Source organism: Winogradskyella sp. 266wxhm (assembly GCF_058964685.1).
Genome location: NZ_CM179559.1, coordinates 2992572 through 3009959, shown reverse-complemented (window position 1 = coordinate 3009959; position 17388 = coordinate 2992572). Strand labels below are relative to the sequence as shown.

The following is a 17388-nucleotide window of genomic DNA, read 5'->3' as shown; positions in this document are numbered from 1 at the left end:
GATTTATAGACGAGCATCTACTGAATTGATTGGCAATAACGATTTAACATCAAATACTACACAGTTATCAGATTTAAGATTATCAATAGATAATTCTAAAAATTCATTATGAGATACTGCCAAAATAATAGCATCATAATTAGATTGTAAATTATCCATAGAGGATTTTAAATCTAGATTGTATTCGTGCTTTACTTCTTCTGTTGAAGCCCAAGGATCGTAAACATCAACATTAACATGATAGGATTGCAATTCTTCAATAATATCAATAACTCTAGAGTTTCTAATATCTGGACAATTTTCTTTAAAAGTAATACCTAAGACCAATGCGTTAGAGCCTTTAATAGTTGCTCCTTTATTAATCATCATCTTAACAGTTTCGGTGGCAACATAGCTTCCCATACTGTCATTCATTTTCCTACCCGCTAAAATAATTTCAGGATTATATCCTGTTTCGATAGCTTTCTGTGCTAAATAATAAGGATCAACACCTATGCAGTGTCCACCTACTAATCCAGGCGAAAACTTCAAGAAGTTCCATTTTGTACCAGCGGCTTCTAAAACTGCTTTGGTATCTATATCTAAAAGCCTGAAGATTTTTGACAACTCATTAACAAAAGCAATATTAATATCACGCTGAGAGTTTTCAATAACCTTGGCCGCTTCAGCAACTTTTATTGAAGGAGCTAGATGCGTTCCTGCAGTGATTACCTTTTTATAAAGTTGATCTACTCTTTCAGCAATCTCAGGGGTTGAACCAGAGGTTACTTTTAATATCTTAGTTACCGTATGCTTTTTGTCTCCAGGATTAATTCGTTCTGGAGAATATCCTGCATAAAAATCTTTATTAAACTTAAGACCTGATACTTTTTCTAAAACCGGAATACATATATCTTCTGTTGCTCCAGGATATACTGTAGATTCGTAAACAACAATATCATCATTCTTTAAAACCTTACCTACGGTTTCACTTGCTTTTATAAGTGGTGTAAATACAGGACGCTTTAACTCGTCTGTAGGTGTTGGTACAGTAATGATATAATAATTAGCTACTGCTAAGGCTTCTAAATCATCTGTTATAAATAAACCTTGATTGGCACTTAGATCTGAAGTTAAAACAGATTTGAGATTATCGTTATCAACTTCTAATGTTTTATCTACACCAGAATTTAACTCACTGATTCTTTGTTTATTAATATCAAAACCAACAACAAAAAATTGTTTTGCAAATTCTACAGCCAATGGTAAACCAACATAACCTAAGCCTATGATTGCAATTTTATCTTCAGAATGTGTCATCTGTTAAAAATAGATTTTAGAATGAGTTTCAAATCTAAATAAAAACTATAATTCATTACGTAGTTTTTATTGATTTTCACTTTATCTACCCAAATAATCGTTCTGTTGTAATGTTCTGGATCTTTTTGTCGTTCTAATACACGTTCTTCATCTTTATATTTTAAAGTTGCTTCACCTGTAATACCTGGTTTTACTATCAAGACAGTTCTATCTTCACCTTCTAACTTATCTGCAAAACCCTGTAAATCTGGGCGTGGCCCAACAAAGCTCATATCTCCAATTAAAACATTAAACAATTGAGGTAATTCATCTAATTTGGTTTTTCTTAGATATTTTCCAAAAGTTGTGGCGCTTTTTTCTAGATGCCCCAATTGATGAATCCCTTCCTTAAGTGTTCTAATTTTATAAATTTTGAAAAGTTTGCCATGTTGTCCAACACGTAATTGAGAAAAGATACCATACATTCCTGTATCTATAGTAGAAATGAGAACTAAAATAATAATAGGCACAAGCAGAAATGGCAAAAGCAATAAGACCAAAACTAAGTCAAATATCCGCTTTTGTCTTAACTGTGTTTTTGTAATCAAAATAAGGAAGTATTAAAACCTTCTAAAGAAGATTTTGATTTTCTCTAATATAGAAACGTTATCCTTTTCATGATAAGCATTTCCATACACACCATAACCGTAACCATAGCCGTAACCATAGCCGTAACCATAGTTGTGATTATTTTTATGTTTATAAAAATTCAATACAAAACTCACGTTTTTGAGTTCTCCTGTTTTGTACTTTGTATTAACCAATTGCAGCATACCTTTTTTAGTGTAATCTAATCTCACCATAAACAATGTTGCATCTGCATACTGAACCAACTCCAAAGCATCTGTTACTAAGCCTAATGGAGGTGTATCTAATATGATAATGTCATAATTAGACTTAAGCTCATTTATTAACTCTTTTAGTTTATCTCCCATCAATAGTTCGGATGGGTTGGGTGGTATTGGTCCCGAAGTGATTAAATCTAAATTTTCCACATGAGTATTTACCGTAATCTCTTCAATACTACTTTCTTCAATTAGGTAATTGACAACACCTTTTTCGTTAGTGATATTAAAATCATCAAAAATCTTAGGTTTTCTCAAATCTAGCCCTAAAAGAATTGTCTTCTTTCCAGATAAAGCATAAACAGTTGCGACATTAATTGAAGTAAACGTTTTTCCCTCACCACTTACTGAAGATGTAATCATCAAAGTCTTAGCTTTATCTTCATCTTGATTTTTATTTTTAAAGATAAATTGTAAGCTAGAACGTATAGCTCTGAATGACTCTGCAACTGCAGATTTTGGCTTTTCATAAGCCACTAAGTTGTTTTTATACCTGTATTTACCTATCAATCCTAAAATTGGAATACTAGACATTTTTTCTACTTCATCAGAACCGTGAATAGTATTATCTAGAAGATAAACCACAAAAATCAGAAACATTGGAGAGAAAAAGCCAATCATCAAAGCCATCATATAATTCAATGACTTATTAGGTCCGATTGGAGCGTTACCTATATCTTTTGCCTCATCAATAACAGTGATATCAGATACATTAGCAGCCTTAACAATTGCAGCTTCTCCTCTTTTGGCTTGATAAATATCGTATGCCTCACGACTTAAATCAAGTTTGCGCTGAATTTTAAGGTATTCTTGCTGATCTTCAGGAAGATCTATAAGTTTAGCTTCAAGATTAGCTATTTTTCTATTAATCGTATTTAGCTGAATGCCTATAGTATTTTTGGTAACATCTATTGCTTCCAACAAGACATCCTTTTCTGTATCTATTTGACGATCCAAATCTTCAAATAAAATAGAACCTTCCTTAGTTGAATATTCTAAATTACGTCTTTGAGCAGATAATGCAATTATCCTACTTACCCCAGACAATATATTTGCTTCTTCAATCCCAACAGAAGTTGGAGCAGCTATTTTAGTATAATCCGTTTTATTTTTTAAATAGCTTTCTAAACTATTTAAATAATTCAGTTTTGATTCCTCAACTAGTTTTTCTTGGTCATATCCTTTTAATTGCTCAGATATTTGCGTTATTTCCTCCTCTACATTAAAGACTTTATTTAGTTTTCTAAAGTCATTCATTTCGTCCGTAACACTTTTCAAATTATCATTTACGGTTCCTAAGCTACTATCAATAAACTTAATGGTATTTGTAGCGTAAAGGTTTTTTCTTTCTAATTCTGTTCTACTGAGAATTGCTGAAGTTGTATTTAGAAAATCAACGATTTTTAACTTATTTTTTCCAATAAGTGATAGTTTTAAAACTGAAGAAGATTCTCTAGAATATGGCCCTATTTGGATAGCATTTCTATATTGCTCTACTACCCTGTCGAAATCTAAAAATTTAACAAAGAAAGCCTCTTCTTTATTTATTGAAGCATTGGCCTCAATATTAATTTTACCATTAAAAAAAGGAGTATTTACAGTTTCCCCTGAAGCATATATCTTAGAGAACACACCTGGTGTTAATACAATATTTACGGTTTCTTTTGACTCATAAATTTGACCTAATGCCCTTACATTTTCAAATTCATAATAAAGTTCGTACTTATTACTATCTAAAATTCTTATGCCTAAAGCCTTGCCTAATATTTGAGGTTTAGTCTTATCTAACTGAACATTGAAAGGTGTATTTTTATAAACATCTATCAAATGGTACTTACCTTGCTTGAGATATTGCTTATAGTATTCAAGGGAGTCTATCACAAACTCATTATGAGTTCTTGTTTTTATTTCTGTTAATATACTCCCTACTTTTCCAGAAACTCCACCCCAATTGAAGGATATACTAGTATTTGCTGTAAAGAATGGATTTTGATCATTATCTACAGTTATTAAAGAATCTAGTCTATAGATATTTTCTTGTCTTACATTTATAAAGTATGCTATAAGTAAAGCTAAACCAACAGAAAAGAGGACTAATTTCCAAAGACTCAACGCTTTAAACAAATAACCCTTAAAGTCGAAATTTATACGTTGAGAATCTTGTATATCTAAATCTTCAAAATCCCTATTCCCCATATTAAAGTCTTGTAAAAATTAGAATCGCAGATGTCATCAAAGAAGCTATAGTAGCAAGTGTAGCTAAACTTGAAACTGCAGTTTCCCCTGTTCCCAGAGATTTCTGCTTCAAGGGTTTAACATAGATAATATCATTAGGTTGAATATAATAATAAGGTGACTTCATCACATCTATATTAGTAAGATCTAAATGATGAATTTTTTGTCCTTGTGGATATTGTCTTATAATCAAAACATCCTTTTTATTTCCAGTTATAGGAATCTCACCTGCATTCGCAATAGCCTCAAAAATATTTACACGATCCTTAAAAATAACAACTGTTCCAGGTCTTCCTATTTCTCCATTGGCTGTGAATCTTAAGCCTGCCAACTTCACAGTGACAAAAATGCTAGCTGTACTTTTAAATTGCTCATCTAAAAGTTTTTTCTCAATCATTTTTTCAATCTCTTCAGTAGTAAAGCCCAAAACATTAATATATCCCAAAGTAGGCACTCTAATATTACCATGATTATCTACAGTAAAACCATCAAAATAAGCACGCTCTTCACCACTTGCATTTAAATTACCTTCCCCTATTGGATTTAAAATCTCAACCGTTTCCTGATCTAACGCTTTTACCCTTACATTGAGTATGTCATTCACCTGAACCCTATACGGTTTCTGAACTTCACTAAGATTATTTTGGATAGTATCATTTGTTGCATTTTCCTTATTTTGAAGGTAGATTGTATCTTTGTGAGGAATACAAGAACTAATAACAATACAACTCAAAAGAATAATTAAAAGCTTTAGACGCTTCATGCTTATAATAGATGTTTACAGACAAATATAATGTATCAACATCAATAACAAAACTATTGATATTCTTTTTGGTTTATTTACGTTCTTTGCAAAAAATACAGTTTGAATTATCTTAACGTAGAAAACATATCAAAATCTTACGGAGAGCTTGTACTCTTTAAAGATTTGTCATTCAGCATTCATAAAGACCAAAAGATTGCGTTCGTTGCCAAAAACGGAAGTGGTAAGACTTCTATTCTCAATATTTTATCTGGAAAGGATACTCCTGATGATGGTCAAATTGTGATTAGAAAAGGGCTTCGACTTGCTTTTTTAGATCAAGAACCAGATTTAGATCCTAAACTCACTATTGAAGAAACCATTTTTGCTTCAGATATACCCATTCTAAAAACGATTGAAGCTTACGAAAAAGCTCTAAAAAATCCTGAAGACACAGAAGCTTATCAAAAAGCTTTTGAAGCTATGGACCGCAACAATGCTTGGGAGTTTGAAACACAATACCAACAAGCATTATCACAATTAAAGCTAGATGATTTATCTAAGAAAGTCTCTACACTCTCTGGTGGACAAAAAAAACGTTTAGCGCTTGCTCAAGCGTTACTAAGCAAACCTGACATATTAATATTAGATGAGCCTACCAACCATCTCGATCTTGAAATGATTGAATGGCTAGAGGACTATTTTGCAAAAAATCAGCAAACCCTTTTTATGGTCACTCACGACCGTTATTTTCTTGAGCGTGTTTGTAATGAAATCATTGAATTAGATCATGGTGAATTATACACCTATAAAGGCAATTATTCCTATTATTTAGAAAAGAAAGAAGCTAGAATAGAGAGCGAAACTTCTGAAGTCGGTAAAGCCAAACAACTTTATAAAAAAGAACTCGACTGGATGCGTCGCCAACCAAAAGCGCGTACCACTAAATCTAAAAGTAGAATTGATGATTTTTTTGAAATAAAGAAAAAAGCCCATCAACGCAGAAAAGATCACCAAGTTCAATTAGAAATCAATATGGAACGTCTTGGCAGCAAAATTATAGAGTTTCATAATGTTTTTAAATCCTTCAAAGAAAAAACCATTTTAGACGGCTTTGATTATACTTTTAAAAAAGGAGAACGTATTGGTATTATTGGCAAAAACGGTACAGGAAAATCTACATTTTTAAATCTTCTTACCGGCAGTTTAAACGCTGATGGTGGTAAAATAGTTATTGGTGAAACCGTAAAAATCGGGTATTATACTCAAGGTGGTATTACCGTAAAACCAGAACAAAAGGTTATCGATGTTATCCGTCAGTTTGGAGACTACATTCCTCTGGCAAAAGGTCGCCAAATAAGTGCTCAGCAGTTACTAGAACGATTTTTGTTCGATCGTAAAAAGCAATACGACTTCGTTGAAAAACTAAGCGGCGGCGAACAAAAGCGCCTATATTTATGTACGGTTTTAATTCAGAATCCGAACGTCTTAATTCTCGATGAGCCAACAAATGATTTGGATATTGTGACTTTAAATGTCCTCGAAGATTTTCTAATGGATTTCCCTGGAGTGCTTTTAGTGGTATCCCACGACCGCTATTTTATGGATAAGATTGTAGATCATCTATTTGTATTCAGAGGTGAAGGTGTTATTGAAGATTTCCCTGGGAATTACTCAGATTTTAGAGCTTACGACAGCAGTCAACCAAAACAAGTTGAAACCGTAGAGAAGACAGTAAATACCGAAGCTATTAAACAAAATGAAGCCAACAAACTTTCATATAACGAACAAAAGGAATACAAAAATCTAGAATCTAAAATTCGTTCGTTAGAATTAGATAAAGTGGCTTTAGAAGCTAAATTCAACAATCCTGATTTATCTCAAGATGATATCAATAAACTCTCACAAGAACTTCAAGCGATATTAGATACTATTGAAGAAAAAGAATTGCGTTGGTTTGAACTTTCTGAAAAGTTAGAAGGGTAAATGTACCAACTCATTTCCTACATAAAGTTTCTATTTACCGCTACCAACCAACATGGTGTACATTCACCTTTTGTATATGAATTTGTTACCAAATGTCTATACGATAAAAAGAAATATGAAGCCTATTCAAAATTAAAGTACTACAGAAACATTCTAAAAACCTCAAAAGTTGAATTAGACATCACAGATTTAGGGGAAGGCTCAAAAGTTTTAGATTCCAAAAAGCGAAAAGTCAGTGCTATGGTAAAAACCTCAAGTAGCTCAAAAAAGGAAGCCGAGTTACTTTTTAGAATTTCAAAATACTTCAATTTCAAAAATGTTTTAGAACTAGGCACATCTTTAGGCGTGGGAACTTATGCATTTGCACTTGGCAATGAAAACTCTAAAATCATAACAGTTGAGGGTTGCAAAAACACTTTATCTTATACCGAATCAAAACTGAATAAATCACAGGTTAAGAACATAAATTTTAAGTCAGAATCTTTTTCATCTGAAATTAAAAACTTAGACCAAGATGATTTTGACTGCATTTATTTTGATGGTCACCATAATAAAGAAGCCACCATCACATATTTTGAATCCCTTTTACCCAAAGCGCATAATGATTCGGTTTTTATTTTTGATGATATCTATTGGTCTAAAGGGATGAGCGAGGTATGGGAATATATAAAAAATCACGATTCTGTTAGTGTAACTGTAGATTGCTTTCACTTAGGTTTTGTGTTTTTTAGAAGAGAACAAGCTGAAGAACATTTTAAAATTAGACTGTAACAACTCCATAACTTTAACGTCTAACTCACAAACAGATTTTTAAATTCTTTATCTTGCAAAGGATTTAAATCATCTTTTTCATGTCAGGTTGAGCGCAGTCGAAACCTCTTTTAAATTACAAATTAGTATGAGTGACAATGTCATCGAAATTAGAAATATCATAAGAGATTTTAAATTAGGACAAGAAACCGTTCATGTTTTAAAAGGTATAGATTTAGACATTAAACGTGGCGAATATGTTGCCATAATGGGACCTTCTGGTTCAGGAAAATCTACACTTATGAATTTATTGGGTTGTTTAGATACACCAACTGCCGGGAGTTATATTCTAAACGGCAAAGATGTAAGCCAAATGACCGATGACGAATTAGCTGATATCCGAAATACGGAAATAGGTTTCGTTTTTCAAACGTTCAATTTGTTACCAAGAACCACGGCTTTAGATAATGTGGCATTACCAATGGTATATGCTGGGAAATCTAAAAAAGAACGTGAAGAACGTGCAGCAGAAGTTTTGACTGATGTTGGTTTAGCAGATCGTATGGATCATAAACCTAACCAACTTTCTGGTGGACAACGTCAGCGTGTTGCTGTTGGTAGAGCTCTTGTTAACAAACCTTCTATAATTTTAGCAGATGAGCCAACTGGAAATTTAGATTCTAAAACTGGAACTGAGATTATGGCTTTATTTGATGAAATCCATGCCAGTGGAAACACAGTAATCCTAGTAACACACGAAGAAGATATCGCAGAACATGCCAAACGTGTCATCCGTTTACGTGATGGGCTTATTGAGAGCGATACTTATAATTAGTTGTTAGTTGTTAGTTGTTAGTTGTTAGTTGTTAGTTGTTAGTTGTTAGTTGTTAGTTGTTAGTTGTTAGTTGTTAGTTGTTAGTTGTTAGTTGTTAGTTGTTAGTTGTTAGTTGTTAGTTGTTAGTAAAACAAGCTATCCTATAAATTCATAAAAACAGTAACCTATAATTTTTTTTAACAACTCAACGAATAAACAATTAACCGCATACACATTTCAACATTTAAACATTTAAACATTTAAACATTTAAACAAATAAACAATTCAACCAACTTTTCACTTTACAACTTTTAACTTGTAACTTTGTTTCTATGAAAGTATACACTAAAACAGGTGACAAAGGTACTACTGCCCTATTTGGTGGGACAAGAGTACCTAAGCATCATATCAGAATAGAAAGTTACGGTACTATTGACGAACTTAACTCTCACATTGGTTTAATTAGAGATCAAGAGATTAATCCATTATACAAAAACACGTTAATGGAAATTCAAGATCGCTTGTTTACTATCGGAGCTATTTTAGCAACCGATCCAGAAAAAGCAACCTTAAAAAATGGTGAACAACGCCTAAAGATTCCAAAAATATCATCAGAAGATATTGAGCGTCTAGAAAAAGGAATGGACGCTATGGAGGCTGAATTACCTCCTATGACACATTTCGTTTTACCTGGTGGTCATCAAACTGTGTCATTCTGTCACATAGCACGTACAGTTTGCCGTAGAGCTGAGCGTTTAGCTTCGCATCTCAATGACCTAGAGCCTTTCCAACCCGAAACATTAATGTATATTAATAGACTATCTGACTATCTTTTTGTATTGGCACGGAAGTTGTCACATGACTTGCAAGCTGAAGAAATAAAATGGATTCCAAAAAAGGATTCTTAAAACTTTTAGCTAACAGATTAAGAATATTTCAATTTTTAGACCTAAAAACTGAAAACATTGTACGTTCTTTTTATTAATGAATAATTAATTTAATTTTTTCTTGAATAATTCAACTAAAAAATTATTTTTGCAAAAATTTAAAACCACAACGCAAATGTATTGGACATTAGAATTAGCATCTTATTTAAGTGATGCACCTTGGCCAGCAACAAAAGATGAGCTTATAGACTATGCAATTAGAACTGGAGCACCTTTAGAAGTTGTAGAAAATTTACAATCAATAGAAGATGAAGGAGATTCGTATGACTCTATTGAAGAGATTTGGCCAGACTATCCAACTGACGAAGATTACCTCTGGAACGAGGACGAATATTAACATATAAAAATAGTATAAAAAAGTCTCTTGCGTTATCTTAACTAAGAGACTTTTTTTTATTTTCGAATTCTTGTAATTCGATACAACTTCTAGCACATTATTGCTAGCCAAATTTTAATGAAATTAATACACGGTTTTGACATCAATCAAACCGTTACAACACATATAACATGGGTATATTAGACAAAGTGCTAAAGGTTTTTGTTGGGGACAAATCCAAACAAGACGTTAGTGCTATAACACCAATCGTAGATAAAATAAAAACGTTTGAAAGTGCACTGGAAGCCTTATCTCACGACGAACTAAGAGCAAAAACTATTGAGTTTAAAGAAAAGATTGCCGAAGCTCGCAAACCACTTTTAGAAAAGCAAAACGAACTTTTAGCTAAAGCTGAAAACACCGAAGATATTGATGAACGCGAGGACATCTACCTTGAAGCAGATAAAATCGAAGATGAGATTTATGAAGTTACAGAAGACGTCTTAAACGACATACTTCCTGAGGCTTTTGCTGTGGTTAAAGAAACAGCTAAACGTTTTGTACATAATACAGAAATCGAAGTTACTGCAAACGCTTTTGACCGTGAGGTTTCTGGTGAAAACGATTATGTAACGCTAGATGGCGACAAAGCTGTTTGGGCCAATTCTTGGGATGCTGCAGGTAAGCCAATCACTTGGGACATGATTCACTATGATGTTCAGCTTATTGGTGGTATTGCAATGCACCAAGGTAAAATTGCCGAGATGCAAACTGGTGAAGGTAAAACATTAGTGGCTACACTTCCTGTATATCTTAATGCTCTTGCTGGTAAAGGTGTTCACCTTGTAACAGTAAACGATTACTTAGCAAAACGTGATAGCGCTTGGATGGCACCAATCTTCCAATTCCATGGATTGAGTGTAGATTGTATCGATTACCACAGACCAAACTCTGATGCACGTCGCAAAGCTTACAATGCAGATATCACTTACGGAACTAACAACGAATTTGGTTTCGATTACTTACGTGATAACATGGCACATTCACCAGAAGATTTAGTACAACGCCCACACCATTATGCTATTGTGGATGAGGTGGATTCTGTTTTGGTTGATGATGCACGTACACCATTAATTATTTCTGGTCCTGTTCCAAAAGGTGATGAACATGAATTTGATGCACTGAAGCCAAAAGTTCAGCAAATTGAAGAAGTACAACGCAAGTATTTAGTTGGTGTATTAGCAGAAGCTAAAAAATTAATCGCAGAAGGAGATACTAAAGAAGGTGGTTTCCAACTGTTGCGTGTTTACAGAGGTATTCCTAAAAATAAAGCTTTAATTAAGTTTTTGAGTGAAGAAGGTATCAAACAATTACTTCAAAAAACTGAAAACTTCTACATGCAAGATAACAACAGAGAAATGCACAAAATTGATGCAGAGCTTTATTATGTTATCGATGAAAAAAACAATCAAGTTGAATTAACTGATAAAGGTGTTGATTTCCTTTCAGGTGAAGATGATCCTAATTTCTTCGTGATGCCAGAAATGGGAACTGAAATTGCTAAAATTGAAAGTCAAGGTTTATCTTCTGAAGATGAAGCAAATCTTAAGGAAGACTTATTTAGAGATTTCGGTGTAAAATCGGAACGTATTCATACTTTAAATCAATTACTTAAAGCGTATGCTCTTTTTGAAAAAGACGTACAATATGTTGTTATGGACAACAAAGTAATGATTGTAGATGAGCAAACTGGTCGTATTATGGACGGTCGTCGTTATTCTGACGGTCTTCACCAAGCTATTGAAGCTAAAGAAAACGTAAAGATTGAAGCAGCTACGCAAACTTTTGCAACTGTTACCCTTCAAAATTACTTTAGAATGTACCGTAAACTGTCTGGTATGACAGGTACTGCGGTTACTGAAGCTGGTGAGTTTTGGGAAATCTACAAATTGGATGTGGTTGAAATTCCAACTAACAGACCAATTGCCAGAGACGATAAAGACGATTTAGTTTATAAAACAAAACGTGAAAAATATAATGCTGTAATTGACGAGGTAGTAAGCCTTTCTAATGCAGGAAGACCAGTACTTATTGGTACAACAAATGTTGAAATTTCTGAGCTATTAGGTAAAATGTTGAGTATTCGTAAGATCCCTCACAACGTACTTAACGCGAAACAGCACAAACGAGAAGCTGAAATTGTAGCTTTAGCAGGTAATGCTGGTCAAGTTACCATTGCTACCAACATGGCTGGTCGTGGTACCGACATTAAATTGAGTAAAGAAGTAAAAGAAGCTGGAGGATTAGCCATCATTGGTACGGAGCGTCATGACTCTCGTCGTGTAGATAGACAGCTACGTGGTCGTTCTGGTCGTCAAGGAGATCCAGGAAGTTCGCAATTCTACGTATCTCTAGAAGATAACTTAATGCGTTTATTCGGTTCTGAGCGTATTGCTAAAATGATGGATAGAATGGGACTTAAGGAAGGTGAAGTAATTCAACATTCCATGATTTCTAAGTCTATTGAGCGTGCTCAGAAAAAAGTAGAAGAAAACAACTTTGGAGTTCGTAAGCGTTTGTTAGAATATGATGATGTTATGAATGCACAACGTGAGGTGGTTTATAAACGTCGTCGTCATGCCTTACATGGAGAACGTCTTCGTGTGGATTTAGCAAACATGATTTTTGATACGTCTGAAGGTATTGCTATCAGTAATAAAGATGCTAACGATTTCAAGAACTTTGAATTTGAATTGATTCGTTATTTCTCAATGCCATCACCAATTTCTGAAGCCGAATTTGCAAAAATGGGAGCTCAAGAAATTGCTGGTAAGATTTATAAAGAAGCCTTTAAACACTATCGTGAAAAGATGCAGCGTGCTGCTGATTTAGCATTCCCAGTTATTGAGAATGTTTACAATACACAACGTGATAGATTTAAGCGTATCGTTGTACCTTTTACGGATGGGGTTAAAAACCTTCAGGTGGTTACTGATTTAGAAAAAGCCTACGAAACCAAAGGAACGCAGCTTATCAATGATTTTGAAAAGAACATTACGTTAGCCATTGTAGATGACGCTTGGAAAACACATTTACGTAAAATGGATGAGTTAAAACAATCTGTTCAGTTAGCGGTACATGAGCAAAAAGATCCGTTGTTAATCTATAAGTTTGAAGCTTTTGAGCTTTTCAAAAGTATGATTGACCAAGTGAATAAAGATGTAATTTCATTCTTATTTAAAGGTGAAATTCCTCAAGAAACGGCTGATACGATTCAAGAAGCTAAAAAACGTAAGCAAGAGAAGCTTGAAACTCAGAAAGAGGAAATCCCTAATATGGACGAACGCGCTGCTCAAAGCAGAGCTGCAGGACAAGGAGCTTCACGTCAACAGCAACAAGTCGTTGAAACTATTGTTAGAGAGCAACCAAAAATTGGTCGTAATGATAAAGTTACCATTAAGCATGTAATGAGTGGCGAAAGTAAAGAAGTAAAATACAAACAAGCTATTCCTTTAATCGACAAAGGCGAATGGGTTTTGGTTAACGACTAAACCTTAAACAAATATTGTCATCCTGAATTTATTTCAGGATCTAAATTCCTGATGCAAACCATCAGGATTTTTTATTTTAGAGTTATGAAATACTTAAAATTTTTATCGATCCATCTTATCGCACTAATTACTATCACTGTTTCTTTACACAACCCAAAGAAAAACCAAACAACTAATCAAACTCAAAAAAACACAATCACCTGTACAGACAATAACTGCCAAGGCACATATATAGGCAAAGAATTTATAAATGGTAATGATGTAGCGCATCAATTCTCAAATAGCATGTCCGCTAAAGTTGGGGATCAACTAAAAGCCTTATACAAAGCTGGTAACTATAGTAAAGTAGATTTCTCTAAAATTGTAATGACTACAGAAGGTATGGGTTCTGGTATGGTAACTTACTATCTGTCTATTCCTTTTAAAAAAGTAGATAAAAATTGTGATGCGTTTACCTCTTTTGATCATGTTGGTGGTTGGAACCACACTCCTGCTCTTTCCCAAAGAAAAGAACAACTAAAAGGAGCTTTAATGAATGGCCAAGAATTAGACATCAGCGACTTAAAAACTACAAAAGAAGGCTTACAAGAATATTGGATACAATGGAAAAATAAAGTTACGCAGGCTGAGTGTGAATGATGTGCTTTTTAAAAATTCTCGATAGTTCTGCCGAGCTTATCGAAATACTTATTTTATTCATTCCTATCATAAAATTCACTCAAACTGGCGAAATAAAAGGCTTGTCATTCTTAACTATCACACTGGATTTGTTTCAGAATCTAAAAAATCCTGATGCTAAACCATCAGGATTTTTTTATTACCTTGATAACACTAACTAAACAACTAAAATTATGAAAAATGTATTAGCAACAATCGTTGGCTTAATAGCTGCTTCAGTAACGGTTTATATTTTCGAAACGCTTATAGGTCATAACCTATTTCCGCTTCCGGAAGGTGCTCAAGCTATGGATATGGAATGGATAAAAAACAATATGGATAAAATTCCTGTAGGTTCTAAAGTCTTTGTTGTTATTGCCCATTTTGCAGGAATAGTTGTGGGAATGTTGGTTGCTGCTTTAATTTCAAAAAAGAGCATGATACCAAGTTATATTGTTGGAGTATTTATGCTTGCCGCAACAGTTTTTAATATCATTTTGCTTCCTAAGGAACTGTGGTTTACATTAAATGATGGTATTCTTACTATAGCCGGATTCTTTATTGGAAAAACCTTAGCTCAAAAACGAATCACTACTAAAAATGTATAAAAAACCCATTTTCATATTGATATTATTGTTCTTTAGCAATACATCTATTGAAGCTCAAAGCCTAGAAAATCTTAAGGCTATCAATGAGACTTGGCAAAAATTCTATAAGGCTTTTGAAACGTTAGATTATACTCTGATGGCAGATATTCATGCCAAAGACTTAGTGCGTATTTCGGGTGGTCAACGAATTTTAGATTATGACACCTACATCAATAATTATAAAATTGGTTTTCAACGTGATAAAGAAAGTCATCAAATTAGTGAGATTTCATTGCGCTTTTTTGAACGTCTCAATACTAATACTACTGCTAGTGAACGCGGCATATATAAGCTAACACGCAATAAAGGAACTAAGAATGAAGAGTCCTACTATGGACAATTTCATGTTATCATGAAGAAAAGAGATGATCATTGGAAAATCACTTTAGACTACGATTCTTCTGAAAATGGAACTATCGGAGAAGCAGATTATAATAAAGCTTTTGCAATTGACGATTTTGATGAATTTCTAAAGAACTAAACGAGCAGCTCAATGTCTGACAAAATAAATTTAAAAGAAGCTATTTCCATTGGTATTGGTGGTATGGTTGGTGGTGGAATTTTTGCCGTTTTGGGTCTGGCTGTTTCTATAGCTCAAGGTGGTACACCTGTTGCCTTTCTTTTTGCAGGAGCTTTGGCTTTAATTACATCCTACAGTTATGTAAAACTCTCTCAAAAATATCCTGACAGAGGAGGAACCGTTAAGTTTATTAATCAAGGGTTTGGCATTTCTATTTTTAGTGGAGCCATTAATAATCTGCTTTGGATAAGCTACATTATTATGCTGTCTTTATACGCTTCAGCATTTGGATCTTATGCACCAAATTTATTAGAAATTACTAGTAACAAGACTATTGATTTTCATATTTATGCTAGTGCAATTATTGTATTTGCAACCATCATTAATTACTACAGTATTGCTATAGTTGGTAAAATTGAATCTTATGCCGTAATCATAAAATTAGTCATACTTCTTGGCTTTATAGGTATTGGTGCTTATGGTCTTATAGGCAATGAAAGTCTTTCCCAGTTAGCCATATCCAATTGGGAAAATCCAGTACAATTGTTTGCCGCTGGCATGGTAATTTTTGTAGCCTATGAGGGTTTTGAACTTATTGCTAATGCTGCTCCAGATATTGTTAATCCTGAGAAGAATATTCCTAGAGCTTATTATTACTCGGTATTATTTGTCATTGTACTTTATATCATAATTGCCATTGTAACGGTTGGCTCACTTCCTTTTGATAAAATTGCAAAAGCTGAAGACTATGTTTTAGCTGAAGCTGCTAAACCTATGTTAGGGCAAATTGGATTTACCATTATTACCATTGCTGCTTTGATATCTACATTTTCCGCTATTAATGCTTCTTTATATGGAGGAAGTCGTGTCAACTTCGAAATTGCTGAAGATGATGAATTACCAAACCACTTCTTATCTAAATTTTGGAATCAACCCATTGGTTTACTCATCACTGCCATTGCGACTTTAGTATTGGTGAATATTTTAGACCTAGAAAGTATTTCTACCGCTGGAAGTGTCGGGTTTATTTTGATTTTTGGTATCGTGAATTTAGTCGGCTATAAATGCGCCAAGGACACGAAAAGTCATAAAATGATTCCGTTTTTAGGCTTTATTCTGTGTCTTGCAGCATTAGTTATTCTTATTCACCAACAATACCAATCTAATCTAACAGGAGTTTTAGTTTCTATAGGAATTATAGAACTTTGCTTTGTTGTAGAATGGATTTTCAAAACTTCAGAAAAGAAGAAAAACAATTAAGAATCAAAGTCGCAGAAGCCAATTAGCATCTGGGCAATTCGTTTTGTAGAACTCTAAATCCTTTGCACTACTGACACCTGGATAATCACCTATATAATCCTGAATATCTTTAATGATCTGAAAATGTAAATGTGGTGGATAATCTCCATTAACTTCAGCCTTACCTAAAGTCGCAATTTGTTCGCCTTGCTTCACTTCTACTCCTACCTTTAAATGTTCAATAGAATCCAAGCTTAAATGTCCATAAAGTGTGTAGAACGTTTTGCCTTCTATATGGTGTTTTAAAATTATAGTTGGGCCATAATCGCCATAGTTGGTATTATTTTTAAAACTATGTATTTCTCCTCTGAGAGGTGCATAAATTGGTGAACCAGCTTCAATCCAAAGATCGATTCCCAAATGGATATTTCGTTCTTCTTGTTGACTTTGCTCAGTCTGACTTGCATTAAAATAATCACTACGCTGATAAATTCCCCTTTGCTCTAAATAGCCTCCATAAGCCACTTTAGCATTTTGAGCTTTCATAAAATGCCAGATATAGGTTTCTAAATCTGAAGAAGACGATAAATCAACCGTTTGTAATTCGGTATTATGAATGGATAAGTCTAAAGGAATGTAGGATTCTTTTGAAATATGTTTTCCTAGAACAGGAAAGGGATTTAAAGACTTTAAAAAGGTTTCAAAAGAAGAAAAGGACATAAAAATAAAATTTCCATAAAATTACAAATCTACTTTATGGAAACAACAAAGGAAATAAAATTTTGATCAGTACCATTTATG

At 33.6% G+C, this 17388-nt stretch carries 15 protein-coding genes; 10 read left to right on the top strand and 5 right to left on the bottom strand.

The features are described 5' to 3' along the window. Nucleotides 1-3 precede the first annotated feature (3 nt). The 4 genes from AC2H4K_RS13535 to AC2H4K_RS13520 are packed head-to-tail and all read right to left on the bottom strand — an operon-like array spanning nucleotide 4 to nucleotide 5181. A complete protein-coding gene (locus AC2H4K_RS13535; RefSeq protein ID WP_493742480.1) occupies nucleotides 4-1299 on the bottom strand; it encodes a nucleotide sugar dehydrogenase in 1296 nt (431 codons plus the stop codon). Beyond that, complete coding sequence (locus AC2H4K_RS13530; RefSeq protein WP_281140023.1) at nucleotides 1296-1886, bottom strand: sugar transferase; 591 nt, start codon at nucleotides 1884-1886, stop codon at nucleotides 1296-1298. The genes AC2H4K_RS13535 and AC2H4K_RS13530 overlap by 4 nt, the downstream gene beginning before the upstream one ends. Before the next feature lie 12 nt (nucleotides 1887-1898). Further along, the gene (locus tag AC2H4K_RS13525; protein ID WP_281140024.1) at nucleotides 1899-4379 is read right to left on the bottom strand and encodes a polysaccharide biosynthesis tyrosine autokinase; all 2481 of its coding nucleotides are present in this window, start codon (nucleotides 4377-4379) and stop codon (nucleotides 1899-1901) included. 1 nt (nucleotide 4380) lies between these two features. Further along, entirely contained in the window at nucleotides 4381-5181 is an 801-nt protein-coding gene (locus AC2H4K_RS13520) for a polysaccharide biosynthesis/export family protein (RefSeq protein ID WP_281140025.1), read from the bottom strand. Between the two features lie 102 nt (nucleotides 5182-5283). On the opposite strand from AC2H4K_RS13520, the gene AC2H4K_RS13515 reads away from it, so the two are divergent. The 10 genes from AC2H4K_RS13515 to AC2H4K_RS13470 all read left to right on the top strand — a co-directional run bounded on the left by AC2H4K_RS13515 (nucleotide 5284) and on the right by AC2H4K_RS13470 (nucleotide 16608). After that, a complete protein-coding gene (locus AC2H4K_RS13515; RefSeq protein ID WP_493742479.1) occupies nucleotides 5284-7146 on the top strand; it encodes an ABC-F family ATP-binding cassette domain-containing protein in 1863 nt (620 codons plus the stop codon). Then, the gene (locus AC2H4K_RS13510; RefSeq protein ID WP_493742478.1) at nucleotides 7147-7917 is read left to right on the top strand and encodes an O-methyltransferase; all 771 of its coding nucleotides are present in this window, start codon (nucleotides 7147-7149) and stop codon (nucleotides 7915-7917) included. 127 nt (nucleotides 7918-8044) lie between these two features. Next, nucleotides 8045-8731 carry an ABC transporter ATP-binding protein gene (locus AC2H4K_RS13505; RefSeq protein WP_493742477.1) on the top strand — a complete coding sequence of 229 codons (687 nt, stop codon included), beginning with the start codon at nucleotides 8045-8047 and terminating at the stop codon, nucleotides 8729-8731. A 311-nt stretch (nucleotides 8732-9042) separates the two neighbouring features. Beyond that, nucleotides 9043-9618 carry a cob(I)yrinic acid a,c-diamide adenosyltransferase gene (locus tag AC2H4K_RS13500; RefSeq protein WP_493742476.1) on the top strand — a complete coding sequence of 192 codons (576 nt, stop codon included), beginning with the start codon at nucleotides 9043-9045 and terminating at the stop codon, nucleotides 9616-9618. Nucleotides 9619-9772: 154 nt separating this feature from the next. Next, on the top strand, nucleotides 9773-9994 hold the full coding sequence (locus AC2H4K_RS13495; protein ID WP_006989959.1) for a DUF2795 domain-containing protein: 222 nt from the start codon (nucleotides 9773-9775) through the stop codon (nucleotides 9992-9994). A gap of 170 nt (nucleotides 9995-10164) precedes the next feature. Then, complete coding sequence (secA, locus tag AC2H4K_RS13490) at nucleotides 10165-13524, top strand: preprotein translocase subunit SecA (RefSeq protein WP_281140030.1); 3360 nt, start codon at nucleotides 10165-10167, stop codon at nucleotides 13522-13524. Between the two features lie 84 nt (nucleotides 13525-13608). Next, on the top strand, nucleotides 13609-14163 hold the full coding sequence (locus AC2H4K_RS13485) for a hypothetical protein (RefSeq protein ID WP_281140031.1): 555 nt from the start codon (nucleotides 13609-13611) through the stop codon (nucleotides 14161-14163). Nucleotides 14164-14375: 212 nt separating this feature from the next. Further along, nucleotides 14376-14789 carry a hypothetical protein gene (locus AC2H4K_RS13480; protein ID WP_281140032.1) on the top strand — a complete coding sequence of 138 codons (414 nt, stop codon included), beginning with the start codon at nucleotides 14376-14378 and terminating at the stop codon, nucleotides 14787-14789. After that, a complete protein-coding gene (locus tag AC2H4K_RS13475; RefSeq protein WP_281140033.1) occupies nucleotides 14782-15309 on the top strand; it encodes a YybH family protein in 528 nt (175 codons plus the stop codon). Before AC2H4K_RS13480 ends, AC2H4K_RS13475 begins: the two co-directional genes overlap by 8 nt. Before the next feature lie 12 nt (nucleotides 15310-15321). Then, on the top strand, nucleotides 15322-16608 hold the full coding sequence (locus tag AC2H4K_RS13470; protein WP_281140034.1) for an APC family permease: 1287 nt from the start codon (nucleotides 15322-15324) through the stop codon (nucleotides 16606-16608). A gap of 3 nt (nucleotides 16609-16611) precedes the next feature. Here the strand turns inward: AC2H4K_RS13470 and AC2H4K_RS13465 are convergent, their stop codons facing one another. After that, on the bottom strand, nucleotides 16612-17307 hold the full coding sequence (locus AC2H4K_RS13465) for a peptidoglycan DD-metalloendopeptidase family protein (protein ID WP_281140035.1): 696 nt from the start codon (nucleotides 17305-17307) through the stop codon (nucleotides 16612-16614). Nucleotides 17308-17388 lie beyond the last annotated feature (81 nt).